The sequence below is a fragment of the Sphingomonas kaistensis genome (assembly GCF_036884275.1).
In the GTDB taxonomy this organism is placed as follows: domain Bacteria; phylum Pseudomonadota; class Alphaproteobacteria; order Sphingomonadales; family Sphingomonadaceae; genus Sphingomicrobium; species Sphingomicrobium kaistense_A.
Map to the genome: position 1 here is coordinate 158,889 of NZ_CP145607.1, position 26,329 is coordinate 185,217.

General features: G+C 67.3%; 23 protein-coding genes. 4 read left to right on the plus strand and 19 right to left on the minus strand.

Going from position 1 to position 26,329, the window contains the following annotated elements; all coding sequences use genetic code 11:
- Positions 1-163 precede the first annotated feature (163 nt).
- The 18 genes from ftsZ to V6R86_RS00755 form a co-directional block, all read right to left on the minus strand.
- On the minus strand, positions 164-1,537 hold the full coding sequence (ftsZ, locus tag V6R86_RS00670; RefSeq protein WP_338501170.1) for a cell division protein FtsZ: 1,374 nt from the start codon (positions 1,535-1,537) through the stop codon (positions 164-166).
- Positions 1,538-1,689: 152 nt separating this feature from the next.
- Complete coding sequence (ftsA, locus tag V6R86_RS00675) at positions 1,690-2,943, minus strand: cell division protein FtsA (protein WP_338501172.1); 1,254 nt, start codon at positions 2,941-2,943, stop codon at positions 1,690-1,692.
- A complete protein-coding gene (locus tag V6R86_RS00680) occupies positions 2,943-3,857 on the minus strand; it encodes a cell division protein FtsQ/DivIB (RefSeq protein ID WP_338501174.1) in 915 nt (304 codons plus the stop codon). The genes ftsA and V6R86_RS00680 overlap by 1 nt, the downstream gene beginning before the upstream one ends.
- Positions 3,854-4,780 (minus strand): D-alanine--D-alanine ligase, encoded by a 927-nt coding sequence (locus V6R86_RS00685; protein ID WP_338501175.1) that lies wholly within the window; start codon positions 4,778-4,780, stop codon positions 3,854-3,856. Before V6R86_RS00685 ends, V6R86_RS00680 begins: the two co-directional genes overlap by 4 nt.
- Complete coding sequence (gene murB, locus V6R86_RS00690) at positions 4,773-5,750, minus strand: UDP-N-acetylmuramate dehydrogenase (RefSeq protein WP_338501176.1); 978 nt, start codon at positions 5,748-5,750, stop codon at positions 4,773-4,775. The genes V6R86_RS00685 and murB overlap by 8 nt, the downstream gene beginning before the upstream one ends.
- The gene (gene murC / locus V6R86_RS00695) at positions 5,747-7,177 is read right to left on the minus strand and encodes a UDP-N-acetylmuramate--L-alanine ligase (RefSeq protein ID WP_338501177.1); all 1,431 of its coding nucleotides are present in this window, start codon (positions 7,175-7,177) and stop codon (positions 5,747-5,749) included. Before murC ends, murB begins: the two co-directional genes overlap by 4 nt.
- Positions 7,174-8,340: an undecaprenyldiphospho-muramoylpentapeptide beta-N-acetylglucosaminyltransferase gene (gene murG, locus V6R86_RS00700; protein ID WP_338501178.1), complete on the minus strand. Its 1,167-nt coding sequence runs from the start codon at positions 8,338-8,340 to the stop codon at positions 7,174-7,176. The genes murC and murG overlap by 4 nt, the downstream gene beginning before the upstream one ends.
- Before the next feature lie 9 nt (positions 8,341-8,349).
- Complete coding sequence (locus tag V6R86_RS00705; RefSeq protein WP_338501179.1) at positions 8,350-9,552, minus strand: putative peptidoglycan glycosyltransferase FtsW; 1,203 nt, start codon at positions 9,550-9,552, stop codon at positions 8,350-8,352.
- Positions 9,549-10,757, minus strand: a complete 1,209-nt coding sequence (locus V6R86_RS00710; protein ID WP_338501180.1) for a UDP-N-acetylmuramoyl-L-alanine--D-glutamate ligase — start codon at positions 10,755-10,757, stop codon at positions 9,549-9,551. The genes V6R86_RS00705 and V6R86_RS00710 overlap by 4 nt, the downstream gene beginning before the upstream one ends.
- The gene (gene mraY, locus V6R86_RS00715) at positions 10,754-11,824 is read right to left on the minus strand and encodes a phospho-N-acetylmuramoyl-pentapeptide-transferase (protein WP_338501181.1); all 1,071 of its coding nucleotides are present in this window, start codon (positions 11,822-11,824) and stop codon (positions 10,754-10,756) included. The genes V6R86_RS00710 and mraY overlap by 4 nt, the downstream gene beginning before the upstream one ends.
- Positions 11,812-13,203 (minus strand): UDP-N-acetylmuramoyl-tripeptide--D-alanyl-D-alanine ligase, encoded by a 1,392-nt coding sequence (locus V6R86_RS00720; RefSeq protein ID WP_338501182.1) that lies wholly within the window; start codon positions 13,201-13,203, stop codon positions 11,812-11,814. Before V6R86_RS00720 ends, mraY begins: the two co-directional genes overlap by 13 nt.
- Positions 13,200-14,627 (minus strand): UDP-N-acetylmuramoyl-L-alanyl-D-glutamate--2,6-diaminopimelate ligase, encoded by a 1,428-nt coding sequence (locus V6R86_RS00725; protein ID WP_338501183.1) that lies wholly within the window; start codon positions 14,625-14,627, stop codon positions 13,200-13,202. The genes V6R86_RS00720 and V6R86_RS00725 overlap by 4 nt, the downstream gene beginning before the upstream one ends.
- A gap of 10 nt (positions 14,628-14,637) precedes the next feature.
- Positions 14,638-16,350: a penicillin-binding protein 2 gene (locus V6R86_RS00730; protein ID WP_338501184.1), complete on the minus strand. Its 1,713-nt coding sequence runs from the start codon at positions 16,348-16,350 to the stop codon at positions 14,638-14,640.
- On the minus strand, positions 16,347-17,018 hold the full coding sequence (locus tag V6R86_RS00735; protein ID WP_338501185.1) for a hypothetical protein: 672 nt from the start codon (positions 17,016-17,018) through the stop codon (positions 16,347-16,349). The genes V6R86_RS00730 and V6R86_RS00735 overlap by 4 nt, the downstream gene beginning before the upstream one ends.
- Positions 17,019-17,021: 3 nt before the next feature.
- The gene (gene rsmH, locus V6R86_RS00740; RefSeq protein WP_338501186.1) at positions 17,022-18,002 is read right to left on the minus strand and encodes a 16S rRNA (cytosine(1402)-N(4))-methyltransferase RsmH; all 981 of its coding nucleotides are present in this window, start codon (positions 18,000-18,002) and stop codon (positions 17,022-17,024) included.
- Positions 17,999-18,454, minus strand: coding sequence for a hypothetical protein (locus V6R86_RS00745; protein ID WP_338501187.1), 456 nt, complete (start codon positions 18,452-18,454; stop codon positions 17,999-18,001). Before V6R86_RS00745 ends, rsmH begins: the two co-directional genes overlap by 4 nt.
- 366 nt (positions 18,455-18,820) lie before the next feature.
- Positions 18,821-19,501 (minus strand): DUF4350 domain-containing protein, encoded by a 681-nt coding sequence (locus tag V6R86_RS00750; protein WP_338501188.1) that lies wholly within the window; start codon positions 19,499-19,501, stop codon positions 18,821-18,823.
- Entirely contained in the window at positions 19,501-19,725 is a 225-nt protein-coding gene (locus V6R86_RS00755; RefSeq protein ID WP_338501189.1) for a hypothetical protein, read from the minus strand. Before V6R86_RS00755 ends, V6R86_RS00750 begins: the two co-directional genes overlap by 1 nt.
- 85 nt (positions 19,726-19,810) lie before the next feature.
- Here V6R86_RS00755 and V6R86_RS00760 point away from each other — a divergent pair, with 85 nt between their 5' ends.
- The 4 genes from V6R86_RS00760 (at position 19,811) to V6R86_RS00775 (ending at position 24,207) form a co-directional block, all read left to right on the plus strand.
- Complete coding sequence (locus V6R86_RS00760) at positions 19,811-20,218, plus strand: hypothetical protein (RefSeq protein ID WP_338501190.1); 408 nt, start codon at positions 19,811-19,813, stop codon at positions 20,216-20,218.
- 152 nt (positions 20,219-20,370) lie between these two features.
- On the plus strand, positions 20,371-21,192 hold the full coding sequence (locus V6R86_RS00765; protein ID WP_338501191.1) for a trypsin-like serine peptidase: 822 nt from the start codon (positions 20,371-20,373) through the stop codon (positions 21,190-21,192).
- Positions 21,193-21,250: 58 nt separating this feature from the next.
- Positions 21,251-23,476 (plus strand): phosphoribosylformylglycinamidine synthase subunit PurL, encoded by a 2,226-nt coding sequence (purL, locus tag V6R86_RS00770; RefSeq protein WP_338501192.1) that lies wholly within the window; start codon positions 21,251-21,253, stop codon positions 23,474-23,476.
- Entirely contained in the window at positions 23,473-24,207 is a 735-nt protein-coding gene (locus tag V6R86_RS00775; protein ID WP_338501193.1) for a DUF72 domain-containing protein, read from the plus strand. Before purL ends, V6R86_RS00775 begins: the two co-directional genes overlap by 4 nt.
- On the opposite strand, the gene V6R86_RS00780 is transcribed toward V6R86_RS00775, so the two are convergent.
- Positions 24,204-26,159 carry a response regulator gene (locus V6R86_RS00780; RefSeq protein ID WP_338505348.1) on the minus strand — a complete coding sequence of 652 codons (1,956 nt, stop codon included), beginning with the start codon at positions 26,157-26,159 and terminating at the stop codon, positions 24,204-24,206. The two genes, V6R86_RS00775 and V6R86_RS00780, sit on opposite strands and share 4 nt — an antisense overlap.
- Positions 26,160-26,329: the final 170 nt, after the last annotated feature.

The window sequence follows — 26,329 nt, forward strand, 5'->3', positions numbered from 1 at the left end:
GCAGGCTGACGGCTAGCCGCCCTCACGACGAGGCGTGGGCCTGAGCGGACGAACGGAGACATGACAGACCCAGACGCGCGTCGTCCCGGCGAAGGCCGGGACCTCAGGCGGGCGTAGCGCTCCATCTCCCGAGGTCCCGGCCTCCGCCGGGACGACAATGGTCTTACTGGTTGCCCTGGCGGTTCAGGAAGCGCGGGATGTCGAGCGGTTCGCGGCGGAGGCTCGGCGTGGGCTCGTCCTCGATCTTGCCGCCGGCGCGGGCCATGCTGCTCATCCGTTCGAACAGGGTGCCGGCCTCGCGCTTGGGCGCAGGGGTTTCCTCGTCCTTGGGCGGCGCGATCGGCGGGGTGCCGACCGGGCTGGTCAGGATATCCTCGCTGTCGAGCAGCAATTCGTCGCTGCCGGTCTCGTCACCGAGATCGAGCGGCGCCGGCGCGGCCGCGGTCGGCGCCGACGTGGTGGTGGCCGTCGGAGCCGGGGTCGCCGTCGCGGTGGTCGAACGGGCCGGGAAGGTGAACACTTTGGTGCCGGCGGTCTGGCCGCTGGTGCTCGGGGTGGCCTTGGTGGCTTCCTCGGCTTCGATGCCGGTGGCGACGACCGACACGCGGATCTTGCCGTCGAGGTCGTTGTTGAAGGCCGAGCCCCAGATGATGTTGGCGTCGGGGTCGACCAGTTCCTTGATGTGGCTGGCGGCCTCGTCGACTTCCATCAGGCGCATGTCCTCGCCGCCGGTGATCGAGATGATGACGCCCTTGGCGCCCTTCATGCTGACGCCGTCGAGAAGCGGGTTGGAGATCGCCTTTTCGGCGGCCTCGATCGCGCGGTTGTCGCCCGACGCTTCGCCGGTGCCCATCATCGCCTTGCCCATCTCGCCCATCACCGAGCGGACGTCGGCGAAGTCGAGGTTGATGAGGCCCGGCATGACCATCAGGTCGGTAATCCCGCGAACGCCCTGCTGGAGGACCTCGTCGGCCATCTGGAACGCTTCCTTGAAGGTCGTGTCCGAATTGGCGAGGCGGAACAGGTTCTGGTTCGGAATGACGATCAATGTGTCGACGTGCTGCTGCAGCTCGGCGATGCCGGCTTCGGCGGCGCGGGTGCGCCGGCTGCCTTCGAATGCGAACGGCTTGGTCACCACGCCGACGGTGAGGATGCCCTTGTCGCGCGCGGCCTTGGCCATGACCGGGGCCGCACCGGTGCCGGTGCCGCCGCCCATGCCGGCGGCGATGAAGCACATGTGCGCGCCTTCCAGCGCCCGCTCGATCTCTTCCATCGCTTCTTCAGCGGCGGCCCGGCCGATTTCCGGACGCGCGCCGGCGCCGAGACCCTGGGTGATCTTGTGGCCAAGCTGGATCCGGCGATCCGCCGACGAGGCATTCAGCGCCTGCGCGTCGGTATTGGCGACCGCGAAATCGACGCCCTGGACGTCGGCGTTGATCATATTGGCAATGGCGTTGCCGCCCGCTCCGCCGACACCGATCACGGTGATGCGGGGCTTCAGCTCGTCGACCGCTGGCCGGACAAAATCGATGCTCATGTGGAATGGACCCCCGCTCGTCAACGCGTTGAACTTATAAGCGTGAATCTATGATTCACCGCTTCCTGCGGCACAAGCGGAAATGTTAACTCTTGTGCCGATTTTCGGGCGAAGCGTGTCCGGACGGACTCAATCGTCCCGCCGTGGGACGATCACGCCTTGTTGCCGCGCATGATCGACACCATGCGCGCCAGCAAACCGCCGCCCGCCCGCTCGGCGCGCGCACGCGGGAAGACCAGATCGTCGCTGCGCGACTGGGTGGTGAGGATGGCGAGGCCGACCAGGCTGCTGAAGGCGGGTCCGCTGTGCGCGTCGGGAAGGCCCGTGATCGCGCGCGGCCGGCCGACCCGGACCGCGCGGCCGAGCACGCCCTGCATGTAATCGGCGATATTCTTGAGCTCCGCGCCGCCGCCGGTCAGCACGACCTGCCCGCCGACCGGCTTCACGAAGCCCATGTCCTTTAGCGCTTCGTCGATCTCGGCGGTGATTCGCTCGACCCGCTGGCGGATCACGGTCATCAACTGCGCCCGGCTGATCCGCAGCGGCTCGGTCCCGTCTTCCGACCCGATCGGCAGCGCTTCGACCACCTCGTGATTGTCGCGGGGGCTCGTCATGGCCGAGCCGTGGAAGCATTTGATCCGCTCGGCATCGCGGCGGCGGACGCCAAAGGCGGCGGCGATGTCGTCGGTGATGTCCTTGGCGCCCAGCGGGATCGACCGCAGCGCAACCAGCATCCCGCCGGCATGCAGCGACACGTTGGTGACCTCGGCACCAAGCTCGACCAGGGCGACGCCCAGATCGCGTTCTTCGTTGCTGAGGCAGGCAAGCGCGGCGGCGACCGGCGAGGCGACGATGGCGCGGACGCCCAAATGCGCCTGGCGGATAGTCAGGTCGACGTTGCGCAAGGGGGCTTCATCGGCGGCAATGACATGAATATCGACGCCGAGCCGGCTGGCGTGCATCCCGACCGGCGAACGGACGCCGTGAACGTCGTCGATGGTATAAAGCGCGGGCGTCGCGTGAAGCACGACCTGTCCCGGCCGATCCACCGCGCCGCGACCGCTTTCGAGCAGCGCATCGACATCGCTCGGCTCGATCTGATGGCCGCCGATCTCGACCTCGACGGTAGCAAGGCCGCTGCTGAGGCCGCCGGCGCCATAGCTCGCCCACACGTCCTCGATGTTCTGCTGGCTCATCCGCTCGGCTTGTTCGACCGCTTCGCGGACGGCGACTTCGGTCGCTTCCATGTCGGTGATGAAGCCGCGCTTCACCCCCCGGCTCTGGCGCTGGCCGGTGCCGAGCACGCGCGGGCGGCCTTCCTCGTCCAGCGTGCAGACGAGCGCGGAAACCTTGGACGACCCGATGTCGAGGGCGCCGATCAACAGCGGCGCATCATGCTTGGCCATCAGTTCGCATTCTCCACCGTGCCGGCGGGCGGCGGGGTGGCGCCGGGCGGCACCCGGACGATCATCTTGCCGGGCACGCGAAGGTCGAAGCGGATCATGTCGCGCCCGAGCAGGCCGACCGAGCGATCCATCTTGGCGAAGCGCTTCAGCGCCTTAGTCGCCGCGGCGTCGGTTTCGGGAAGCGACACGATCTCACCGGTGGAGAAGCTCAAATCCCAGCGCCGCCCCCCGATCCAGGTCGCCGAGGCGATCTGGGGTTTGAGGGTGGGCACGCTGTCGAGCAGCTTGCTGAGCGCCATGGCATGGCGGTTGGCGTCGGGGCCGATCAGCAGCGTCAACTCGGGCATCCGGTCGACCGGCACGGCATCGAGCACCACGCCCTCGCCGTCGATGAGGTTGAGGCGGCCCTGATGCTGCCACACCGCGGTGGGGGTGCGCTCGATGAGGTCGATGACCAGCCCGTCGGGCAGGCGGCGCGACACGCGGGCGTCCTTTACCCAGCCGAACTGAAGCAGGCTGTCGCGAATGCGGTCGAGGTCGACCAGCGCCTGCGCCGGCTCGTCGGTCCCGATCGGCGCTTCCTCCGCCGCGCGGCGAAGCTCGTCGGTGACCACGGCATCGACCTTGCGGCGGTCGAGATTCTTGATCCCGACGATCTGGTAGCTCGCGACCTTGAACCCCGCTTCGCCGGTGGCGGCGCCGGTGGCGCGAAGCGCCTTGCCCGGCAGGTCGAGCGCGATCAGCGCGACGATCGCCATCACCGCGACCAATGCGATAAAGGCATAGCGGGCAAGCTTGCCGCTGCCCTCGGGCCACGGCGAGGGCGCGGCCTTGACCGGCGCCTTGCGGGCGCGGGGCTTGGCACCGCCGCGGCCCTTGCTGGCGGCAGGGCGCCGGATGGTCTGTGCGTTCACTGAAGCGCCTCGGCGATAATCCGTTCGACCAGCTCGCCATAGGATATGCCGCGCTGCTTGGCCTGCTCGGGCACGAGGCTGAGCGGCGTCATGCCCGGCTGGGTATTGACCTCAAGCAAGTACAGCCCCGCCTCGCCCTGCTCGTCGTCCCAGCGGAAGTCCGACCGGCTCGCGCCCTTGCAGCCCAATGCGCGGTGGGCGTCGAGCGCCATGTCGAGCATCGCCTGCGCGATCTCGGCAGGCACGTCGGCGGGGCAGACATGCTCGGTCAGGCCGTCGGTATATTTGGCGGCGAAATCGTAGAAATCGGCCTTGGGCTTGAGTTCGGTGACGCATAGCGCCTCGTCACCCAGCACCGCGACCGTCAGCTCGCGGCCCCTGATGAAGGGCTCGGCGAGCAATTCATCGAAGTCGTTCCACGGCCCCGGCGTGCCGCGCCCGATAGGTGAGCCGTGATTGCCGCCCTCATGAATGATCGCGACGCCGACCGAGGAGCCCTCGTTGACCGGCTTCAGCACGTAAGGCCGGGGGATCGGATCGCGCTCGTACAGCGTCTCGGACCGGACCATCGTGCCCACGGGCATCCGTACCCCGGCGGGGACCAGCAGCAGCTTTGTCAGCTCCTTGTCGATCGCGATGGCCGAGGTGCTAAGCCCGCTGTGGGTGTAGGGGATCTGCATCAGGTCGAGCATGCCCTGGACCGTGCCGTCCTCGCCCGGATGGCCATGGAGCGCATTGAACACGACGTCGGGCTTCAGCTCGGTCAGCCGCGCGGCGACGTTGCGGTCCATGTCGACTTCGGTGACGTTGGACCAGCCGCGTTCGCGGAGTGCGTTGGCGACGCCCTTGCCGCTCATCAGCGACACCTCGCGCTCGGAGGACCAGCCGCCCATCAGGACGACGACATGCAGGTCCTTATTCACGCTCGCTCACTCCCACGCGCTGTATTTCCCACTCTAACTCGGTGCCGCTGTGCTGACGGACCCGGCGCCGAACTTCCTCGCCAAGCGCTTCGATGTCCGCGCTGCTCGCGGTACCGAGGTTGAGGAGGAAGTTGCAATGTTTCTCGCTGACCTGTGCGCCGCCAATCGTCAGGCCGCGGCAGCCGGCGGCGTCGATCACTTCCCACGCCTTGTTCGGCAGCGGGTTCTTGAAGGTCGATCCGCCGGTCTTGCTGCGCAGCGGTTGGCTCGCTTCGCGGCTGGCGGCGATGCGGTCCATTTCAGCCTGGATGGCGGCCTGCTCGGCAGGTTCCCCGCGAAAGGTCGCCGAGACGACGATGGCGCCGTCGGGAAGCTCGGAATGACGATAGGTATAGGCAAGGTCGGCAGGCGATAGCGTGACGCGCTCGCCCGAGCGGAGCACGACCTCAGCCTCGACCAGAATGTCCTTCACCTCGCGGCCATAAGCGCCGCCGTTCATCCGCACGAACCCGCCGACCGTGCCTGGGATCGAGCGGAGGAACTCGATCCCGCCGATCCCGGCATCGCGCGCCGAGGAAGAAACGAGAATGCCCGACGCCCCGCCGCCGCATTCCAGCGTGACCTCATCGACCCGCCGCACCTTGGCGAAGGGCTTGCCGAGCCGCACCACCACGCCCGGCACCCCTCCATCGCGGACGATGAGATTGGAGCCGAGGCCGAGCGCCATCACCGGCGTCGCAGGATCGAGGTCGCGCAGGAACGCCTGAAGGTCGGCGACGTCGGCGGGCTCGAACAATGTTTCCGCCGCGCCGCCCGACTTGAACCACACCAACGGCGCAAGCGGGGCCTGCGGCGTCACTCTTCCCCTGATCTCGTTTGTGCTGAGAGAAGTCGAAGCACCTTGGCGCGCCGGCCCTTCGACTTCGCGCTCCGCGCTACGCTCAGGACCAATGAGATTGGTCTCGCTCATGCGTGCGCCGGTTCGGACTTGTGGCTGCGTTCATACGCCACCGCGTCGGCCAGCCCGGCGGCCCATTTGGTAATGTCGCCCGCTCCCATGCAGATCACGAGATCGCCGTCGGCCGCGAGATCGCGCAGGCATCGCGCCAGTTCTTCCGGTCCCGAGACGGCGTGCACCATGCGATGCCCGTGGGCACGGATGCCTTCGGCCAGCGCGGCGGCGTCGACGCCTTCGATCGGCTCCTCGCCCGCGGCATAGACGGGCGCGACCAGCACTGTGTCCGCCTCGTTGAAGGCGTTGGCGAAATCTTCCATCAGGTCGCGCAAGCGAGTGAAGCGGTGCGGCTGGACCACGGCGATGACCCGCCCCGCCGTGCTATCGCGCGCGGCGGACAGGACGGCGCGGATTTCGACCGGGTGATGCGCGTAATCGTCGATGATGACGGTGCCGCCAACCTCGCCGACGCGGGTAAAGCGTCGTTTGACCCCGCCGAACCGCTCGAACCCGCCGGCGATCTTGTCGTCGCCGAGGCCGAGTTCGAGCCCCACCGCCACCGCCGCCAGCGCGTTCTGGACATTGTGGCGCCCCGGCATCGGCAGCGTGATCCCCTCGATCCGCCGCCGCTCGCCCGAGCGTTCGAGCACCAGCGCGTCGAAACGGGTCACCCCGCCCTCGGTCTTGACGTTCTCGGCGCGCAGGTCAGCCGAGGCGGAGAAGCCGTAGGTGACGACCCGGCGGTCCTTGATCCGGCTCAAGAGGTTGGCGACCTCGGGATGGTCGATGCACAGAACCGCGAGACCATAGAATGGAACGTTCTCGATGAACTCGACGAACGCGTCCTTGGCGGCGTCGAAGCTACCGTAATGATCGAGATGCTCGGGATCGATGTTGGTGACCACCGCGATGGTCCCGTCGAGCCTGAGGAAGCTGCCGTCGCTTTCGTCGGCCTCGACCACCATCCATTCGCCGTTGCCGAGCCGGGCGTTGGAGCCATAGGCGTTGATGATCCCGCCGTTGATGACCGTGGGATCGAGCCCCCCGGCGTCGAGCAGGGCGGCGACCATCGAGGTGGTGGTGGTCTTGCCGTGGGTGCCGGCCACCGCGACCGTGTTCTGCATCCGCATCAGCTCGGCCAGCATTTCGGCGCGGCGGACGCGCGGCAAACGGCGGCGGGCGGCCTCCTCCACTTCCGGATTGTCGGGGCGAATGGCGGTGGAGGTAACCACCACCGCCGCTTCGCCGAGATTGTCCGCGCTTTGCCCGATCATCACCGGGATCCCGGCCTTGCGCAGCCCTTCGGTGACATAGCTTTCGGACGCGTCGGACCCCTGCACCTTGTAGCCCAGGTGATGCATTACCTCGGCGATGCCGGACATGCCGATCCCGCCGATGCCGACGAAATGAATGGTGCCGATGTCGGTGCCGACCGCCTTCATGCCGCCGCTCCCGCCGGGGCCAGCGCCGGAGCGGCGCCGGTAGGTTTCTTGTTCGCGCGGCCGATCAAAGCCGGGCGGTCGCCCTGCCCGATCCGCTCGACCAGATCAGCAAGATCGCGCGCGGCGTGCGGGCGGCCGACCGACAAGGCGCGGGCGGCGGCGTTGGACAAGGCGTCGGGATCCTCGGCCAGCGCTTCGATCTGCCTGGCGAGCGTGTGGGGCGTGAACTGCGGCTGCGGGATCATCCGCGCCCCGCCCGCCCGCGCCAGCTCGCGCGCATTGGCGGTCTGGTGGTCGTCGGTCGCGATCGGTAAGGGCACGAGGATCGACGGGCGCCCGGCCGCGGTCAGCTCGGCAATGGTCGAGGCCCCGGCCCGCCCGATCATCAGATGGCACTCACCAAGCTTGGAATCCATATCGTTCAAGTAGGTCGACAGCTCGGCCGGAATGCCGAGCTCGCGGTAGGTGTCGCGCACCCGTTCGATATCGTCGGGGCGGCACTGCTGGACCACCTGCAAGCGGTGGCGCAGCGTATCGCCCAGCTCGCCTAGGCCCGCGGGCACCACTTCCCCCAGCACCGTCGCGCCCTGGCTGCCGCCGGTGACCAGCAGCTTCAGGGGCGCATAGTCGTCGAAGGCGGGAAACGGCAATTCGCCCAGCCGGACGATGCTGGCACGGACCGGATTGCCGACGAGGTTGGTCTTGATGGCGTGGCCGGGTTTCAGCCGATCGACCTTTTCATAGGCCGTGGCGATCGCCGCCGCATCGTTCGCCAGCAGGCGGTTGACCCGGCCGAGCACTGCATTCTGTTCGTGCAGCACGGTCGGGATCTTGAGCGACGATGCCGCCAGCAAGGCGGGAAACGCGGGATAGCCGCCGAAACCGATCACCGCGTCGGGGCAGTGTTCGCGGTAAAGCTCCTTGGCCGCGCGGCGTCCTTCCATGACCGAGCGAAGGGCCTTGAGCATGCCCCACGGCGTCTTGCTCAGCCGCCCAGCGGGAATGACCTGCACCTCGACCCCTTTGAACAGGCCGGGGATGCGATAGCCGCGCGCGTCGGTGATCAGCAGCACGCCGTGCCCGCGTGCCTTGAGTTCGGCGGCGAGCGCATGCGCTGGAATCATGTGCCCGCCGGTTCCGCCGGCCGCGAGGACGAAGTTCATGCGTTCCGCTTAGCGCCCATCGCTCCACTTCACCACATAGGGCGATCGCTTGAGAAACGGATTGGCGCGGGTGAAGGCGAGCAACAGGCCCATCCCGATCGACAGCGCCAGCATCGACGACCCGCCATAGGAAATGAACGGCAGGGTCATGCCCTTGGACGGGGCGAGCTGGACGTTCACCGCCATGTTGATCAGCGCCTGCAGCCCGAACTGGCAGGCAAGCCCCGCGGCGGCGAGTACGGCGAAGGGCTCATCCTCGTCGAGCAGTTTCACCAGCACCCGCACCACGATCGCGCAATAGATCACCGCGATCGCCATGCAGGCGATCAGCCCGAATTCCTCGCCGATGACCGAGAAGATGTAATCGGTATGCGGTTCGGGCAGGCCGAACTTGCGGGTACCCCCGCCCGGCCCCATGCCGAGCAACCCGCCCGCGGTCAGCGTGCGCATCGCTTTTTCGACCTGGAAATTATCGCCTTCGCCGAACAGGAAGCCGTCGATCCGGACCTGCGCCACGTCGTAGAAGAAATAAGCGAGCACGATCCCGACCAGCCCCCCGACCGCCATCAGCCCGAGCGCCCGGACGTTGGCGCCGGCCAGCGCGATCATCACGATCCACACCGTGCCGAAGATGATGGTCGAGCCGAAGTCGGGCTGGATCATGAGCAGCACCGCGACCAAGCCGGTTAGCCCGCCCGAGATGATCATGACGGGCAGCCCGCGATCCTTTTCCTTGAGGCTGAGGATCCAGGCCAGGGTGACGATGAAGAAGGGTTTCAGGAATTCCGACGGCTGCACCTGCGCGAAGCCAAAACCGATCCAGCGTCTCGCCCCATTGATCTCCGGCCCGATCACCGGCACCGCGAACATCGCCAGAATGCAGCCCGCGCAGCCGATCAGGCACCATTGGCGCAGCCGCTCGCGCGGCATCATCGAAATGACGATCATCACCGGGATCGACAGCGCCAGCCAGACCAGCTGGCGGTAGAAATAATAGAGCGGCGCGAAGGTGACGTTGCCGCCCGAATAGCGCTGCGCGGCGGCGGGCGAGGCAGCGGCGACCGCGACCAGCCCGATCGCGATCAGGACGGCGACCAGCACGAGGAGGACGCGGTCGATCTCCCAGAACCAGCGGCCCACCGCCGAGCGGTCGGCGCGGCCGTAGCGATTGGACGTGTCGATCGGAAAGGCTTTCGCCAGAACGCCGTTCATAATGCCCCCACCAAGGCCCTGAAGGCCTCCCCACGCGCCTCGAAGTCCCGAAACTGGTCGAACGAGGCGCAGGCCGGGGAGAGTAGAACGGTCTCGCCCGGCTGTGAATCCCTCGCGCAAGATTTCACCGCATTTTCTAGCGTTTCCGACTCGATCACATCCACCCCGCGCTCCCGCAGCAGCCGCGCGAACAGCGGCCCGGCCTCGCCGATAGTGTAGGCGCGCACGACATGATCGAGGTGATTGGCGGTGTCGCCCAGTTCCTCGGTCTTGGCCTGCCCGCCGACGATCCAGCGAATACGCGGGTAAGCGGCGAGCGCGGGCGCCGCGGCCTCGGCGTTGGTCGCCTTGCTGTCGTTGACGAAGAGCGTGCCGTTAAGTTCGCGCACGCGCTCCATGCGATGCGGCAGGCCCGGAAAGGTGCGGAGTGCTGGCTCAACTATGTCGTCGTAGGTGAGGTTCAGCGCGCCGCAGATGAAGGACGCAGCGCCAACATTCTGCCCGTTGTGAATTCCCTTCAACGCGGGATAATCGGCATTATTAACGACCCATCGATCAGTCCGCTCAGTAATTCCGGTCGACATTCCAAATAATCGCAACTTCGACTCGGCATAGGCATCGAAGCTCTCGTACCGATCGAGATGATCCGGCGTAATATTCAGGATGACCGCAACATCACAGTCGAGGCTCTGGGTCAGGTCGATCTGGTAGCTGGACAGCTCCAGCACATAGACGCCGCCTTCGGGAAGCGGGTCCTGCGCCAAGATCGGCAACCCGATGTTGCCGCCCATGGTGGTCGGCACGCCGGCGGTTGCAAGGATGTGGTGGACCAGCGCGGTCGTCGTGCTCTTGCCGTTGGTGCCGGTGATCCCGACCACCTTGTGCGTCGGAAGCTCGGACCGGGCGCGGGCGAAGAGTTCGATGTCGCCGATGATCTCCACCCCCGCTTGGCGCGCCCTGGCGGCGATGGGGTGGGTGTTGAGCGGCACGCCGGGCGAGACGACCAGGCTGTCGAACCGCGACAGGTCGGCGGTGTCTAAGTCGAGCAGCGTAGCGCCTTCGGCCTTGGCCCGCGCCTCCTCGCTGCGGTCCCACGCCGTCACCTCCGCCCCGCTCGCGACCAAAGCGCGCACAGTGGCGAGGCCGGAGCGGGCGAGCCCGTAGACGGCGTATTTCTTGTTGCTCCAGGCCTCGGCCGTGATCACCGCAGCTTCAGCGTGCTGAGGCCGGCCAGCGCCAGCACGAAGGCGATGATCCAGAAGCGGATCACCACCGTCGGCTCGCTCCAGCCCTTGTGCTCGAAATGATGGTGGATCGGCGCCATCAGGAACACCCGCCGTCCGGTGCGCTTGTAGACCGCGACCTGGATGATGACGCTCATCGCTTCGACCACGAACAGCCCGCCGATGATCGCCAGCACGAATTCATGGTGCGCCGCCACCGCGACCGCGCCGAGCGCGCCGCCCAGAGCAAGGCTTCCGGTATCGCCCATAAATACCGCCGCGGGGGGCGCATTGAACCACAGGAAGGCTAGGCATCCGCCGACGATCGCCAGCAGCAGGACGGTGAGGTCACCGACGCCCTTCACATGCGGAATGCCGAGATAAGGCGCAAAGCGGGCGTCGCCGACCAGATAGACGATCAGCGTGAAGGCGAGCGCCGCGATCACCACCGGCATGGTCGCGAGCCCGTCGAGCCCGTCGGTCAGGTTCACCGCATTGCCGAAGGCGACGATCACGAACGCGCCGAAGATGACGTAGAACCAGCCAAGGTCCATCACCGGCCCTTGGACGAAGGGAATGTAGAGGTTGGTCCCCGTCACGCGAACCATCATCCAGGTCGCGAAGCCGGCGATCAGGAATTCGAGGCCCAGCCGCACCTTGCCCGGAATGCCGGCGTGATGCGCTTTCTTGACCTTGTCGTAATCGTCGAGAAACCCGATCGCGCCGAACCCGGCGGTGACTAGCAGGCAGGCCCAGACATAGGGGCTGAGCAGGTCCATCCACAGCAGGCACGAGATGGTGACCGAAACGAGGATCAGCAGGCCGCCCATGGTCGGCGTGCCGCGCTTGGCGAGGTGGGTTTGCGGGCCGTCGGCGCGGATCGGCTGGCCCTTGCCTTGCCGCACGCGCAGCATGTTGATGAACCACGGGCCGATGATCAGCCCGATCGCCAGCGCCGTCGCGGTCGCCGCGCCGGCGCGGAAACTGATGTATCGGACAAGATTGAGCAGTCCGGGAAAACCCAGATATTCCGCGATCAGGTAGAACATGATGCGGCGCCCCCTGCCACTCGCTCGACCACCGACGCAAGGCCGATACCGTTGGATGCCTTGACCAGCACGGCGTCGCCCGGGGCGAGCCGTGCAAGGAGCGCGTCGGCAGCCTCGGCGGCATTGGCGACCAGCGTCACCGGCAGCTTGCCGCCCAGCGCTTGCGCCAGGGGCCGCGTCGCATCGCCGACCAGGATAAGTTCGGCCAGCCCCGCGTCGAGCACCGCCGGCGCAAGGCCCGCATGCGCTTCGTCGCTGTGGGTCCCGAGCTCCAGCATGGTGCCGAGCACCGCCAGCCGCCGCCCGTCGACCCGCTCGGCCCCAAGGGTCTTGAGCGTCGCCGCCATGCTGGCCGGGTTGGCATTGTAGCTTTCGTCGATCAGCAGCGCGGTGCCGCCGCCGACCTTGACCAGGTGCCGCTCGCCGCGACCTTTAAGACCGCCCATGTCGCCCAGCGCCAGGCCGGCCGCGGCCAGATCGGCCCCCGCCGCGTCCACTGCCGCCAGCACCGCCAGGCTGTTGCCCACCCAATGCTCGCCCGGCTGGGCGATGGTGAAGGTGAGATCGGCGCTTTGCAGCCGGGCGGTGACCAGGCTTCCGCCCTTGTCGCCGCGCACCGCGTGCAGCGCGGTGACGTCCGCATCGCCCGATCCGAAGGTGACGCTGGTTTCGGCATGGCGCCGCGCGGCCTTGAGCAGGCGGTCGCGATACGGCGTATCGTTGGGGATGATCGCGGTGCCGTCGGGCTCCAGCCCTTCGAAGATCTCGCCCTTGGCGTCGGCGATCGCTTCCATGCTGCCGAGATTCTCGATGTGCGCGGGAGCGATGGCGGTGACTAGGGCGACATGCGGCCGCACCAGCCGGGTCAGCGCGGCGATCTCGCCCCGATTGTTCATCCCCATCTCGAACACGCCATAAACACTGTCGCGCGGCATGCGGGCAAGGCTGAGCGGCACACCGGTATGGTTGTTGTAGCTCTTGACCGAGTGGTGGACCTTGCCCGGATGGCGGCGAGCAAGGGCGGCGGCAAGCGCTTCCTTGGTGCTGGTCTTGCCGACCGAGCCGGTCACGCCGAAGACCTTGCCGGTCATCCGCGCGCGGCTGGCGACGGCAAGCGCTTCAAGCGCCGCTGGCACGTCGTCGACCAGCACGTGAACGCCCTCGACCGGCCGGCTGACCAGCGCGGCCACCGCACCCTTTTCGAACGCACGCGCGACAAAGTCATGCCCGTCGGCAACAGTGCCCGGCATGGCGACAAACAGGAAACCCGGCTCAACCTCGCGGCTGTCGAAGGTGACGCCGGTCACCTCGAACGGCGCAGTGGCGGTGCCGCCGGTTGCCGCCTCGATCTCGGCGGACGTCCACAGCGGCCCGCTCATGCCGCGCACTCCCGCGCCACCTCGGCATCGTCGAAGGGCATCACCCGCTCGCCGATCACCTGCACCGTTTCATGCCCCTTGCCCGCCAGCAGTACGATATCGCCGTCCTTCGCCTCGGCAATGGCGGCGGCGATGGCTTCGCGGCGCCCGCCGATCTCCCGCGCGCCCGGCGCTCCGGCCAGCACCGCGCGGCGGATCGCGGCGGGGTCTTCGGTGCGCGGATTGTCGTCGGTGACGATGACGAGGTCGCTGCCTTGCGCTGCCACCCGCCCCATCTCTGGCCGCTTGCCCGCATCGCGGTCGCCGCCCGCCCCGAACAGGGTGATCAGCCGGCCCTCGACATGCGGACGAAGCGCTGCGATCGCCGCTTCCAGCGCGTCAGGCGTGTGCGCGTAATCGACATAGACCGGCGCTCCCGCTGGCGTGATCACCGCCCGCTCCAGCCGCCCGCGCACCGGCGACAGGCGCCCAAGCCCGCGCAGCGTGTCGCTCCAGTTGCCCCCGGTCGCCAGCACCAGCCCCGCTGCCGCCAGCACGTTCGCCGCCTGATAAGCGCCGATCAACGGCAGCTTGAGCGTCCAGTCCTTGCCGCCGTGGCCGAGCACCAGGGTCTGGCCGAGCGGGCTTGCGGTGCGTTGCTTGAGGTCGATCGTCTCGCCCCCCGGCCCGACCGTCAGTACTTTCAGCCCACGGCGCCGCGCGCGCTCGGCGACCTTGGCGCTTTTGGGATCGCCGGTCCACACCACCGCCGTGCCGCTGCCGTCGACGACCTCGTCGAACAATCGCATCTTGGCCTCGAAATAGGCGTCCATCGTGCCGTGATAATCGAGATGATCACGCGAGAAATTGGTGAACGCGGCGGCGGAGACCGTCAGCCCCTCGCTGCGATACTGGTCGAGGCCGTGGCTCGACGCCTCGTAGGCGACGTGGCTGATGCCCATCGTCCGCAGCCCCGACATGTTGCTGAGGAAGGTAACGATGTCCGGCGTGGTCAGCCCGGTCTTGACCTGCTCGTCGGCGGTGGTGACGCCCAATGTCCCGACCGAAGCCGAACGATGCCCGGCCATACGCCACAACTGGCGGGTCATCTCGACCGTCGAGGTCTTGCCGTTGGTCCCGGTCACCGCGATCACCGTCTCGGGATAAGGCGCGAAGAACTTGGCGGCGAGCGCGGCGAAGCGCTGGCGCGGCTCGGCATCGGCGATGTGCAGCGCGCCCTCGACCTGCGCCTCGGGCCGGGCGATCACCGCCACGGCGCCCGCCGCTATCGCCGCGGGAATAAAGTCCTCGCCGTTGCGGGTCGAGCCGCGGAAGGCGCCGAACACCGTGCCAGGGGCGACCTTGCGGTGAGCGATGGCAAAGCCGGTCACATCCACGGCAGCGGAATCGCCCGGCTGGACGTCGACGAGTTCGGACAAGCGCATGGGGAAGCGGCTACTTTTCTTCGCGGACGAAGGGAAGCACTTCGCTCATGTTGGCGTCGCGCTTCATGTCGGGACGCACGCCCAGCATCGGCGCGATCCGCGACACCACCTTGCCGAAGGTCGGCGCGGCGTTCCAGCCGGCGGTGCGGAAGCCATAGGTGTCCGCCGTGCCCTTGGGCTCGTCGAGCATCACCACCATCGCATAACGCGGCTCGTCCATCGGGAACACGCCGGCGAAGCTCGTGATGTTGACGGTCTTGGAATAACGCCCGCCGATGATCTTTTCCGCGGTGCCGGTCTTGCCGCCGACACGGTAACCGATCGCATCCGCCTTCTTGCCGGTGCCCTTGGTCACCACGAGCCGCAGCAGCGCGCGCATCTTGTAGCTGGTGTCCTCGCTGAACACCCTGCGGCCCTTGGCCACGGGATGTCCGCGATCGACCTTGAGCAGGGTCGCCGGACGATAGATCCCGCCATTATAAAGCGTCGCATAACCCATCGCGAGGTGCAGCGGAGTGACCGCAATGGCGTGGCCGAAGCCGACCGTCATGGTGGTCGACAGGTCCCAGCTCGCCTTGGGAATAGTCAGCGAACGCGCGCGCTCGGGCAATTCGACCTCGACCTTGCCTAGGAAGCCCATGCCTTCGAGGAACTTGCGCATCGGATCGGTCCCCACCTGCCCGGCGATCTGCGCGGTGCCGATGTTGGAGCTTTCCATCATGATCTCGGCGACCGAGCAGGGCCGGCCGAACGGATGGGTGTCGGTGACCGCGCGGCCGTTGGGCCGCAGGAAGCGGTCGTAGCAGGGGTAGATCTGCCCCATCGACTTCACCGCTCCGGTATCGAGCGCCATGGCAACGGTGAACGGCTTGAAGGTCGATCCCAGTTCGAACACGCCCAGGGTCGCGCGGTTGAAGCGCGCTTCCTCGTTCATGTTGCCGGCGACGTTGGGATTGAGCTGCGGCAGGCTGGTCATCGCCAGCACTTCGCCGGTGTGAATGTCGAGCAGCACGCCCGCCGCGCCCAGCGCACTGAACTGGGTTTTGGCCGCCAGCAGTTCATGCTCCAGCGCCTGCTGGACCCGCGCATTGATCGACAGGGCCAGCGGCTCGCCGCGCTTGGCGGGGTCGGACAGCGCGGCATCCATCGCCCGCTCCATTCCCGACGCGCCGTGGCCGTCGATGTTGGTGGAGCCGAGCACGTGGGCGCCCAGATCGGTCTGCGGATACAGGCGGTCGGGCTCGCGGCTCAAGGCAATGCCCGGCTCACCCAGCGCGTTCAGCGCCTGCACCAGCCGCGGCGCGGCGCGGCGGCGCAGATAGATGAATTTCTTGGCCGAATTGATCTCGGCAAGCCAGCCGGCCGGATCCTTTTCGGGCATCAGCCGCGACAATTCGACCGCGAGCGCCTTCTTGTCGCCGATCACCTTCGACGGCTGCAGCGCCACGGTCCAGCTGTCGATGGTGCGGGCGAGCGGCTGCCCATCACGGTCGACAATGTCGCCGCGCGAAGGAAGGCTGGTCGACGCGATCGACTGGCGTCCGGCATGATCGCCGAACAGCCCGAGCCAGGTCAGCCGAAGCACGATGGCGAGGATCACCGCGCCGAAGATCAGCATTCCGACCATCAGCCGCTGGTGCATAATGCCGAGCAGCTGGCGCCTCTGGCCGACCAGCTTCAAGCGCTCGGGCCGGGCGACAAGGGCGGGGGTCGGAGCGTTCATTGCCGGGCTTTGGCGTCCTTGGGTTGGCTCGGGGTGGCGGAGGTCTTGGTCTTGGTCTTTGTGTCGGTCTTGGCCGCGACCTTGGCTTCGGCGACCTTGGCCGCCGGCGCCTTGGGCGCCGCCTCGGCCTTGATCACCGCGACGGGCTTAGCAGGAGCCGTGATCAGCTTCACCGGCTGCGGCTTGATGCTGGGCGCCTTATCCACAGTTTTTTCAGGGGCTTGCGGCGCTTCACGCTTGTAGCTCGCCACCTGCATCAGGTCGCGCGCGGTCGGACCCGCCTTGGCCTCGCCGCCATCGTCGTCGGCGAGCGCAGGGCGCTGCGGCGCGGGCGCCGGGGCCGACGCCAGCACGATCGGCGCCGACGGATCGATCTTCTTGGTCGGCGCGGCCAGCGTCGCGAGCTGGAATTCTCCTTCGAGGAATTGCTGCGCCTGCGGCGCCGACAGCGCCAGCACCTTGACGTTCCAGCTTTCAAGCTGCTCGAGGCGGCCGCGAGTGCCGATCTCGGTCTGGAGCACGCGGATGTCGCGCTGCGCGAGCACGATCCTGTTCTCGACCTGCTCTAGCGCCGCGCGCTCGGACGCGACCTTGAGGCTGACCATGTAGCAGCCGAGCGCCGTACCGGCGACCGCCGCGACCCAGCCGACTTCACGAAAACCACGCATCGCTCAGGCTGCCTTTCGGGGGAGATAAGGGGCTTCGGTACGAACCGCGCTGCGCAGTCGCGCCGAGCGGGCCCGGGGATTGATCGCCAGTTCGGCCTCGCTGGCCGCGACCGGCTTGGCGACCGCGCGGAAGGTCGGCGCGGGGCCGGCGTCGAGCATCGGGCGGTGACGCGACCCGGCCGGCGCGGCACCGCTGCGGGTGCGCAGGAACTGCTTCACGATCCGGTCCTCGAGGCTGTGAAAGGTCACTACCGCGAGCCGTCCGCCGGGCTTCAGAGCGCGCTCGGCCGCTTCGAGGCCGGCCTCGAGCTCGGCCAGCTCGGCGTTCACGTGGATGCGGATCGCCTGAAAGGTGCGGGTCGCGGGATCCGTCTTCATGCCCGCGTGCCAGCCGAGCACCTTGCGACAGATCGCCGACAGCTCGGACGTGCGGGACAAGGGCCGCGCGGCGACGATGGCGCGGGCAAGGCCGCGGGCCTTCGGCTCGTCGCCATAATCGCGGATCACGCGAGCGATCTCGGCCTCGTCGGCGGTGTTGAGGAAATCGGCCGCGCTGGGGCCATCCTGGCTCATCCGCATGTCGAGCGGGCCATCCTCGCGAAAGGAAAAGCCACGCGCCGCCTGGTCGAGCTGCATCGAGCTGACGCCAATATCCAGCGTCACGCCGTCAACCGGCAGCAGGTCGCGCTCGGCCAACGCGTCGGCCATGCGCGAAAAGCGCTCGTGAATCAGGGTCAGCCTGGGATCCGGGACGAGTGAGGGCCCGTTGCGGATCGCATCCGGATCCTGGTCAAAGGCAATCACTCGTCCCGCCCCCGCCCGGAGCATGGCGGTGGTATAACCGCCAGCCCCGAACGTGCCGTCGACGTGCGTTTCGCCATGGGCAATAGCGAGCGCTTCGACGACTTCATCGACCAGTACCGGCAGGTGACCCGTTTTGGGCGTTAGGTCACCTTGAGCAACGGAGGGGGGATTCCCGCTCATGCGAGCCCCCGTTCCTCGAGCCGATACCGGCAGACGTCCTTCAGATCCTCGGGGATGCGATCATCGCCGAGGAGCGTTTGCGGGTTCCAGATCTGGAAGGTCTCGCCGACCCCCAGGAACAGGGCGAGATCGGCGATCCCGCCTTTGCGGCGCATCATGGTCGGGATCAGGATGCGACCGGTGCTGTCGTAGGGCGTTTCTTCGCTGACGGCGAAAGCGAGCAGATTGCTCTGCTGATAAGCGAGCTGGGCGCCATCTTCCTGCTCGTTCTTTTCCAGCAGGCGCTCGATCTTGCTGTGCTTCAGCGCGGCGTAGGCGGGATCATAGGCGCTGAGGCAGGGAAAGGTCTCGTGCTTGGCAAGGACGATGGTGCGGGAGTCGCCGCGGCGCTCGATCACGGAGCGCAGGAAAGCGGGAACGGAGACGCGACCCTTGGCGTCGACCCCGTTCAAGGCACTTCCCTGGAACAGATGCTCCAATGCCACCGCGAAAAACTCCCCTCGCGCGGTGGACAAACCCCTCCCGTCCGCCGGAACGTGGGTTCGCCACGCACCGCCGCCGGCCCAACAACAATGGGATCAGCCCCGCGCTACAGACTGTGTGTAACGCGGGAGGGCATGGGACTCAATGGGATATCATGGGAAAACGTGGGCGAAACTGGATTTGGGCGGTTTTCTGCGGCTTTCCTGCACCAGTAATGTCCTGACGTTCTCCTCTCGTTCTCGCTTCAAGGGCTGTGGATAAGTCTGTGAACACCAAAATGCCAGCGAATCCCACGGCTTTTCCATGCTGGCCCACGGCCACCCATGGCCTTTTATTCAGCGGGTCAGTTCGCCGAGCAATTTCAGCACGGCTTCGCGCCGCTCAGCCTCGGGCGCCATGGCAATGTCGGCGTCGGCGACCAGGGTCGCATAGCCCTTGCCGATCCGGCACCGCGCCACCGCCCGGGTCGGCGACAGCGTGCAATTTCCGCCGGCCCGGGTGAAGGAGCCGAGGCCGGCCGCGCTGACCGTGATCCCGCGCCCGAAATCGGTCTCGCCCGGCTCGGACCGATCATCCACCGCATCGTCGAGCGTTAGCCCCCAATGCTGAAGCAGCCCGGTATCGGGATAGCGCAGCGGCGGACGAAAGCGGTCGCCAAGCGGGCGCTCGCTGTCGAACCGCAGCACGGGATCGCTCATCAGTACGAGCCGCCCCCCGTCCCTTACCCATTTGTCGAGCGCCACCAGCCGTTCGGCGGTCATCGCCTGCGGCTGGACCGCCAGAAGAAGACCCTGGCGCGGCAGTTGCTCGGGCCCATCGACCGGAACCACCGTAAAGCGGCTCTCGAGATCTTCCAGCAAGGGATTGCGGGCGGCTTCGAGCCCGAAATTTTCGCCGAACGCGATCGGCAGGCTGGTCAGCAGCGCGAGTTCCGGCTTGGCCGCACCGGCTTGCGACGCGCCGCCGCTATCGCAGGCGCCAAGCGTTGCCGCCAGCACCAGGGTCAGTCCCCGCATCATTGCTTGGGCGGCGGGTCGGCCACGTTTTCCGCGCCCGAACCGGGCGCCACGCCAAGCTCCGCCAGCGGATCGCTCGGCGGTTCGGCAAGGTTGGTAACCTCGTTGCTGGGCTCCGGCTTTTCCTCGTTGCTGGTGATGGCGGTGCCGATCAACACCATCAAGAAGACAAAGGCCAGGCCCGTCAGGCCATAGCGGATGCGCTGAATTGCGGTTCCTCCCACCCCCATGCCTTCAAACTATGGCAACCGTTGGGCTTTGCAAGTGTTCGCCATTGACGGTTCATGTTGCGCCCGCGAAAGGCCCCTGATGACTACTCGCTTTCCCCTCCTCCTGGCGCTCGGCGCCGCTCTCACGCTCTCCGCCTGCAACGACGGTGGTCATACCATTGTCCAGCAGGGGCCCACCGATACGATGGCGAATGAAATCGCCAACGCCGCCCCGGTCGAGCTTCCCCCATCGATCGCCGCCAGCAAGACCTATCGCTGCGACGGCAACAAGGTGGTCGAGATCGACTGGACCGAACAGGGCGGCAAGCCCGCCGGCGCCAACTTCCGGGTCGGCGCGGACACGGTCGAATCCACCGTCACCACGGCGCCGGCCGAAGGCACCGGCCCCTACACCGGCGCCGACGGTGCTGCGGTCAGCGGGACCAAGGATGCGTCGAGCGTCCAGGTCACCGTCCCCGGCGAAAGCGCCATCACCTGCCGCGCCTGAGCCCGGCATTCCCTCGAACCCTTCAGAACCCCGGCGCTCACCCGCCGGGGTTCCTCTTTGGCCTCGACTACTCGGCTGAAGACCAGCGCTATAACGCCCTAAACCTGCTGGTAAGAACTGGCGGCTAGACCTTCCTCGACAGAGGAATGGTCATGCGCATCCTGCTCTTCGCTTTCGCACTGCTGCAATCGACGATCGGCACCGCCGCCATTTTCGGCTCGGACGACCGCACGGCGGTGTCGTCGCGAAGTGCCGAGAGCCGAGCCGTCGGCACCGCCCTCTACGGCAATCGCCAGACAACCGCCTTTCTGGTCGACAGATGCTTCGCGGTCACCTCGCAGCACCTCGTCAGCACGGTCGCCAGCCCGCTCGGCGCGTCCGTGACGCTGACCTTCGGCCGCTTCCAGGTCGGCGCGCGCGCGGTCCGCGCCGGGCACGTCGAGCGCGAACAGCACGGGTACCGTGACGACTGGCTGCTGCTTCAACTCGACCGTTGCCAGCGCAAGGGGCCGGTGCTCGAACTCGCCGACGAGGCGGCGACCCGGCCCGTGCTTCTTCTCCAGACGGGTTTCGAGCTCACCGCCGTCGGCTTTCCCCTGGATCGCGACCGCTTAGTCGCCGATCCCACCTGCCGCATTCGGGTCGCGCATTCCTATGGCCTCCTCAACGATTGCGCGGCGCAGCCTGGCTCTTCGGGCAGTCCGCTGATCGCCCGCAAGGGCCGGCGGCTGATCGCCTATGCGATCCAGTCGGGCGCCATTGCGACCGACGAGGCCGAGGCGTTCACGACCGAACGCGCCAACGTCGCGACGCCGATCGCCGCGGTTCGCCAGGCCCTGCTGGAAGAACGCTACCGGCTCGCGATGGACGCGGGCGCGGGTCGCCGCCTGAAGGTGCGAATGGCGGCCGCGTCCCGGTCGCCGCAGGTCCGGTCCCGGCCGGCCATCGTCGCTGCCACCGCCGCGCTTCGTTAAGCGCGCAGCCCCTCCTTGCGGATTGGCTAGTGAGCCGCGCCCCGCTAAGGCGCCGCTCATGTCCGAGATCACGCCCGAACAGGTGGCCGAACACGGCCTTTCCACCGACGAATACAGCCGCATCCTCCATGCGCTTGGGCGTGAGCCGAACCTCACCGAGCTCGGCATCTTTTCGGTCATGTGGTCGGAGCATTGCTCCTACAAAAGCTCGCGCATCCACCTCAAGAAGCTGCCGACCACCGCGCCGTGGGTGATCTGCGGTCCGGGCGAGAATGCGGGCGTGATCGATATCGGCGACGGCGACGCGGCCATCTTCAAGATGGAGAGCCACAACCACCCCTCCTACATCGAACCCTATCAGGGCGCGGCGACGGGGGTCGGCGGCATCCTGCGCGACGTGTTCACCATGGGCGCGCGACCGGTCGCCAATCTGAACGCGCTACGCTTCGGCGATCCCAAGCACCCCAAGATGCGCCACCTCATCGCCGGCGTGGTCGCGGGCATCGGCGGCTACGGTAATTGCGTCGGCGTGCCGACCGTCGGCGGCGAAACCAATTTCGACCCGGCCTACAACGGCAATATTCTGGTCAATGCGATGACCGTCGGCGTCGCGAAGACCGACAAGATCTTCTATTCGGCCGCCGCCGGCATCGGCAATCCGGTGGTCTACGTCGGCAGCAAGACCGGCCGTGACGGCATCCACGGCGCGACCATGGCAAGCGCCGATTTCGGCGAGGACAGCGAGGAGAAGCGCCCCACCGTCCAGGTCGGCGATCCCTTCACCGAGAAACTGCTGATCGAAGCGTGCCTCGAACTGATGGCGTCGGATGCGATCGTCGCCATCCAGGACATGGGTGCGGCGGGGCTGACCTCTTCTTCAGTGGAAATGGCGTCCAAAGGCGGCGTCGGCATTCGCCTCGACATGGACGCCGTCCCCTGCCGCGAAACCGGCATGACGCCCTACGAGATGATGCTCTCCGAAAGCCAGGAGCGCATGCTGATGGTCCTGAAGCCCGGTCGCGAAGCCGAGGCCGAAGCGATCTTTCACAAATGGGAACTCGATTTCGCGGTGATCGGGACGGTCACCGACACTGGCCACATGGAACTGGTCTGGAAGGGCGAGACCGTCGCCGACATCCCGCTCGGCCCGCTCGCCGACGAAGCCCCGCTCTACGACCGCCCGTCGCTGTCGCCTGAAGAATATCAGGCGTGGGCCGAGGTCGCCCCGCTGGGCGACGTGCCGAACGGCACCGATCTCGTCGGCGATCTGAAGACGCTCATGGCCTCCCCCGCCCTCGCCTCGCGGCGCTGGATCTGGGAGCAATATGATAGCCAGGTGGGCGGCGACACGGTACAGCGCTCGGGCGGCGATGCGGCGGTGGTCCGCGTCCACGGCTCGCAAAAGGCGCTGGCCATCACCACCGATTGCACCCCGCGCTATTGCTATGCCGACCCATTCGAAGGCGGCAAGCAGGCGATCGCCGAGGCGTATCGCAACATCAGCGCGGTCGGCGCGACGCCGCTGGCGGTCACCAACTGCCTCAACTTCGCCAACCCGCAGCGGCCCGAGATCATGGCCCAGATCACCGGCTGCCTCCACGGCATGAGCGACGCCTGCGTCGCGCTCGACTTCCCGATCGTCAGCGGCAACGTCTCGCTCTACAACGAAAGCAAGGCGACCGGCGGCGGGTCGGCCATCCTCCCCACCCCCGCGATCGGCGCGGTCGGCCTGATGCCCGAGTGGGAAAAGAGCGCGACCATCGCACTCAGGAACGAGGGCGAGACCCTGGTCCTGCTCGGCCACACCAAGGGCCATGTCGGCCAATCGCTGTGGCTCGACCTTTGCCACGGCCGCCGCGAAGGTGCGCCGCCGCCGGTCGATCTTGCGGTCGAGCGCCGGCTCGGCGAGTTACTTCGCTCGCTCATCGCCGAAGGCCTGGTCAGCGCGGTGCACGATTGCGCCGACGGCGGCGCGGCGGTGGCGATGGCCGAGATGGCGCTCGCGGGCAGCACCGGCTTCACCATGACGGTCGTCCCCGAAATCGCCAATCCGGCCGCCATGCTGTTCGGCGAGGACCAGGGCCGCGCGATCGTCTCGACCAGCCAGCCCGACCGCGTGCGCGACTTGGCCGCGGCAAGCCAGCTGTTCAGCATTCCGGTCGGCACCACCGGCGGCGAGGCGATCACTTTCGACCTCATCGACCGCGGCGGCGAACAAAGCATCAGCCTCGCCGACCTGCGCAATGCGCACGAGGCGTTCCTGCCGGATCTGATGAACGGGTGACCGTCCGCGTCGGGATCGGGGGTTGGACCTACGAACCCTGGCGCGGCGTCTTCTACCCGGAGGGCCTCGCCCACCGCCGAGAGCTCGACTATGCGGCGCGGCAGCTGACCGCGATCGAAATCAATGCCACCGCCTATGGCCGGCAGAAGCCAGCCAGCTGGCGCAAATGGCGCGACGCCGTCCCCGACGGCTTCCAGTTCAGCCTCAAGGCCTCGCGCTATTCCACCGTGCGCAAGGTGCTGGCCGACAGCGGAGGATCGATCGCCACCTTTCTCCAGCAGGGCTTCACCGAACTCGGCGACAAGCTCGGCCCGATCAACTGGCAGTTCGCCGACACCAAGATGTTCGAGCCTGACGACTTCGCCCGCTGGCTCGACCTCATCCCCGACGCACAGGACGGGCTGCCGCTGCGCCATGCGCTCGAAGTGCGGCATCCAAACTTCGTCGATCCGGTCTTTCTCGACCTCGCCCGGTCGCGGAACATGGCGGTGGTATTCGCCGATCATGAGGCGTTTGTCCGTATTAAGGAGCAGACCGCCGACTTCACCTACGCCCGGCTTCAGCGCAGCGTCGAGAAAATCGAAACCGGCTACGACGTTCCGGCGCTCGACGGCTGGGCAAGGCAGGTGCGCGACTGGGCCAAGGGCGGCCGCGACGTCTTCGTGTTCTTCACCTCGGGGGCCAAGGTCCGCAATCCCGCCGCCGCGCAGGCATTGATGGAGCGGCTTTAAGCCGCCCGCGACGGAACCTCCGCGCGGTTCAGCGCCGCCGCCACCGCATCCTGCAAGGCGCCGACAGTGAATGGCTTGCGCAGCATCTCGTGGCCCTTCAGATCCTCGCCCTCGCCTTCGCCGACATAACCGGTGACGAACAGCACGCCGAGTTCGGGATAGCGGCGCTTGAGATTGCGAACGAGTTCGGGGCCGGTCATGCCCGGCATGATGACGTCGCTGATGACGAGATCGAAGGCCTGTGTCTCGAACGCGGCCAGCGCTTCGTCCGCATTGGCGCAGGCGATGGGTTGGTAATCGAGGTCTTCCAACGCCTCGATCGTCGCGCTGCGCACGCGCGGGTCGTCCTCGACCAGCAGGATCCGGGCGCCGCTGTGGTCGCCCGCGAAATCGCTCGGGCGGCCGCCGCCGAACACCGCGGGCATTCGCACCTCGGCGACTTCGACATAGGTGCGGGGCAGAAACAGGCTGACCACCGTGCCGACGCCGACCGCGCTGTCGATCGCCACTTCGCCGCCCGATTGCCGGGCGAACCCGAAGATCTGGCTGAGGCCGAGGCCGGTGCCCTTGCCGACTTCCTTGGTGGTGAAGAACGGCTCGAACGCGCGAAGCTTCACTTCCTCGGTCATGCCGCTGCCGGTGTCCGCCACCGCCAGCCGCACATAATCCCCCGCCGGAAGGTCGCCGATCTCGCCCTCGGCCAAAGTGATGTCGCTGGTGGCGATGGTGATGACGCCCTCGCCCTCCATCGCGTCACGCCCGTTCACCGCCAGGTTGAGCAGCGCGTTTTCGAGCTGATGGGGATCGACGAAGATCGGCCATTCGCCGCGCGAATCGACCCGCACGGTGATCCGCTCGCCGAGCGTCCGGTCGAGCAGGTCCTTCAAGCCCTGCACCAGGTCGGACGCCAGTACCCGCTCGGGCAGCAAGGGTTCGGACCGCGCGAAGCTCAGCAGGCGGCGGGTCAGCGCGGCAGCGCGGGTCGCCCCGTCCATCGCATTGTTGAGGTGATGCATGACCTCGCGCTTGGGTCCGCCCAGCCTTCGCCGGGCAAGGTCGATCCCGCCGACCACCACCGCCAGCATGTTGTTGAAATCGTGCGCGATGCCGCCGGTCAGCTGGCCGACCGCTTCCATCTTCTGAATTTGGCGAAGCTGCGCTTCGGCGATCTCGCGCTCTTCGGCCTCGGTGCGCAGCGCTTCATTGGCTTCGGACAATTCCTGAGTCCTGAGCGCCACCGCCTGTTCCAGCGTGTCCGCTTCGCGCCGCGCGAGGTAATTTTGCCGCACCGCCTGCACCGCGACCACCCCCAGCCCGATCGCCGCCAGCCCGATCAGCACGCCGAGCCACGAGAGATAGTCGGTCAGCTTGTCGGCTCGGGCCGAAAAGAATTGGGTCTGCTCCATGCTGTCACGAAGCACCGCCCGTTCGGACGAAGCGATCTCGGCGAGCTTGGCGCGCAGCTCGGGCCCCGGCCCCTCTCTCCCCTTGGAGAGCGTGTAGAAAAGCGCGAGGCCGCCCTGCCCCTGCCCGCTCGACGCCGCTAGCGCGGCCTGCGCCAACTGGCTTCCGCGCTGCTGGTAGAGGGTCGCCACCTGCCCGACCCGTTCCGACTGGATCGGATCGCGCCGGACCAATCGTTCGAGCTGGCGGATTTGCGTGCCGGCCAGCCGCCATTCGTTGGCGTAGATGTTGCCCGACACCCGCACGTCCTCGTCCAGCACGAACCGCCCGAGCGCACTTTCGGAGCGGGCCAGCGTCGCGTCCACGGTGCGGACCAGCAGGGTCACATCATAAGCATGCCGCTCGCGCTCCAGCGCCGCGTCGCGCGCGCGGTTGCTCATCGCGACGAGAAGCACCATGCCGAGCAGGATGAGCGCCGCAACCGTCGCCCCGGCCGCAGCCCCGAAGCGCCGTCCGTCGAACCCGCTGTCGTCGGTCCTCGCTCTCATCACGCCCCAGTTTTACTTGCCGACTCAAAGCGGCACAACCGCCCGTTAATGCGGGTAGTGGCAGATGGTTAACGATGCGCTTCCAACTGACCCTTTTTGCCTGTTTGTTCGCGGCGACACCGGCGTCGGCCGCAGACCCGCTTCGCCTCACACCCGAGCAAGCCTTGGCG

Bases quoted from the DNA above. Each gene is read 5' to 3' on its own strand.
- ftsZ (WP_338501170.1), bottom strand. From the start codon at position 1,537: ATGAGCATCGATTTTGTCCGGCCAGCGGTCGACGAGCTGAAGCCCCGC.
- ftsA (WP_338501172.1), bottom strand. From the start codon at position 2,943: ATGGCCAAGCATGATGCGCCGCTGTTGATCGGCGCCCTCGACATCGGG.
- murB (WP_338501176.1), bottom strand. From the start codon at position 5,750: ATGAGCGAGACCAATCTCATTGGTCCTGAGCGTAGCGCGGAGCGCGAA.
- murC (WP_338501177.1), bottom strand. From the start codon at position 7,177: ATGAAGGCGGTCGGCACCGACATCGGCACCATTCATTTCGTCGGCATC.
- murG (WP_338501178.1), bottom strand. From the start codon at position 8,340: ATGAACTTCGTCCTCGCGGCCGGCGGAACCGGCGGGCACATGATTCCA.
- V6R86_RS00705 (WP_338501179.1), bottom strand. From the start codon at position 9,552: ATGAACGGCGTTCTGGCGAAAGCCTTTCCGATCGACACGTCCAATCGC.
- mraY (WP_338501181.1), bottom strand. From the start codon at position 11,824: ATGTTCTACCTGATCGCGGAATATCTGGGTTTTCCCGGACTGCTCAAT.
- V6R86_RS00720 (WP_338501182.1), bottom strand. From the start codon at position 13,203: ATGAGCGGGCCGCTGTGGACGTCCGCCGAGATCGAGGCGGCAACCGGC.
- V6R86_RS00725 (WP_338501183.1), bottom strand. From the start codon at position 14,627: ATGCGCTTGTCCGAACTCGTCGACGTCCAGCCGGGCGATTCCGCTGCC.
- V6R86_RS00730 (WP_338501184.1), bottom strand. From the start codon at position 16,350: ATGAACGCTCCGACCCCCGCCCTTGTCGCCCGGCCCGAGCGCTTGAAG.
- V6R86_RS00735 (WP_338501185.1), bottom strand. From the start codon at position 17,018: ATGCGTGGTTTTCGTGAAGTCGGCTGGGTCGCGGCGGTCGCCGGTACG.
- rsmH (WP_338501186.1), bottom strand. From the start codon at position 18,002: ATGAGCGGGAATCCCCCCTCCGTTGCTCAAGGTGACCTAACGCCCAAA.
- V6R86_RS00750 (WP_338501188.1), bottom strand. From the start codon at position 19,501: ATGCGGGGACTGACCCTGGTGCTGGCGGCAACGCTTGGCGCCTGCGAT.
- V6R86_RS00760 (WP_338501190.1), top strand. From the start codon at position 19,811: ATGACTACTCGCTTTCCCCTCCTCCTGGCGCTCGGCGCCGCTCTCACG.
- V6R86_RS00765 (WP_338501191.1), top strand. From the start codon at position 20,371: ATGCGCATCCTGCTCTTCGCTTTCGCACTGCTGCAATCGACGATCGGC.
- purL (WP_338501192.1), top strand. From the start codon at position 21,251: ATGTCCGAGATCACGCCCGAACAGGTGGCCGAACACGGCCTTTCCACC.
- V6R86_RS00780 (WP_338505348.1), bottom strand. From the start codon at position 26,159: ATGAGAGCGAGGACCGACGACAGCGGGTTCGACGGACGGCGCTTCGGG.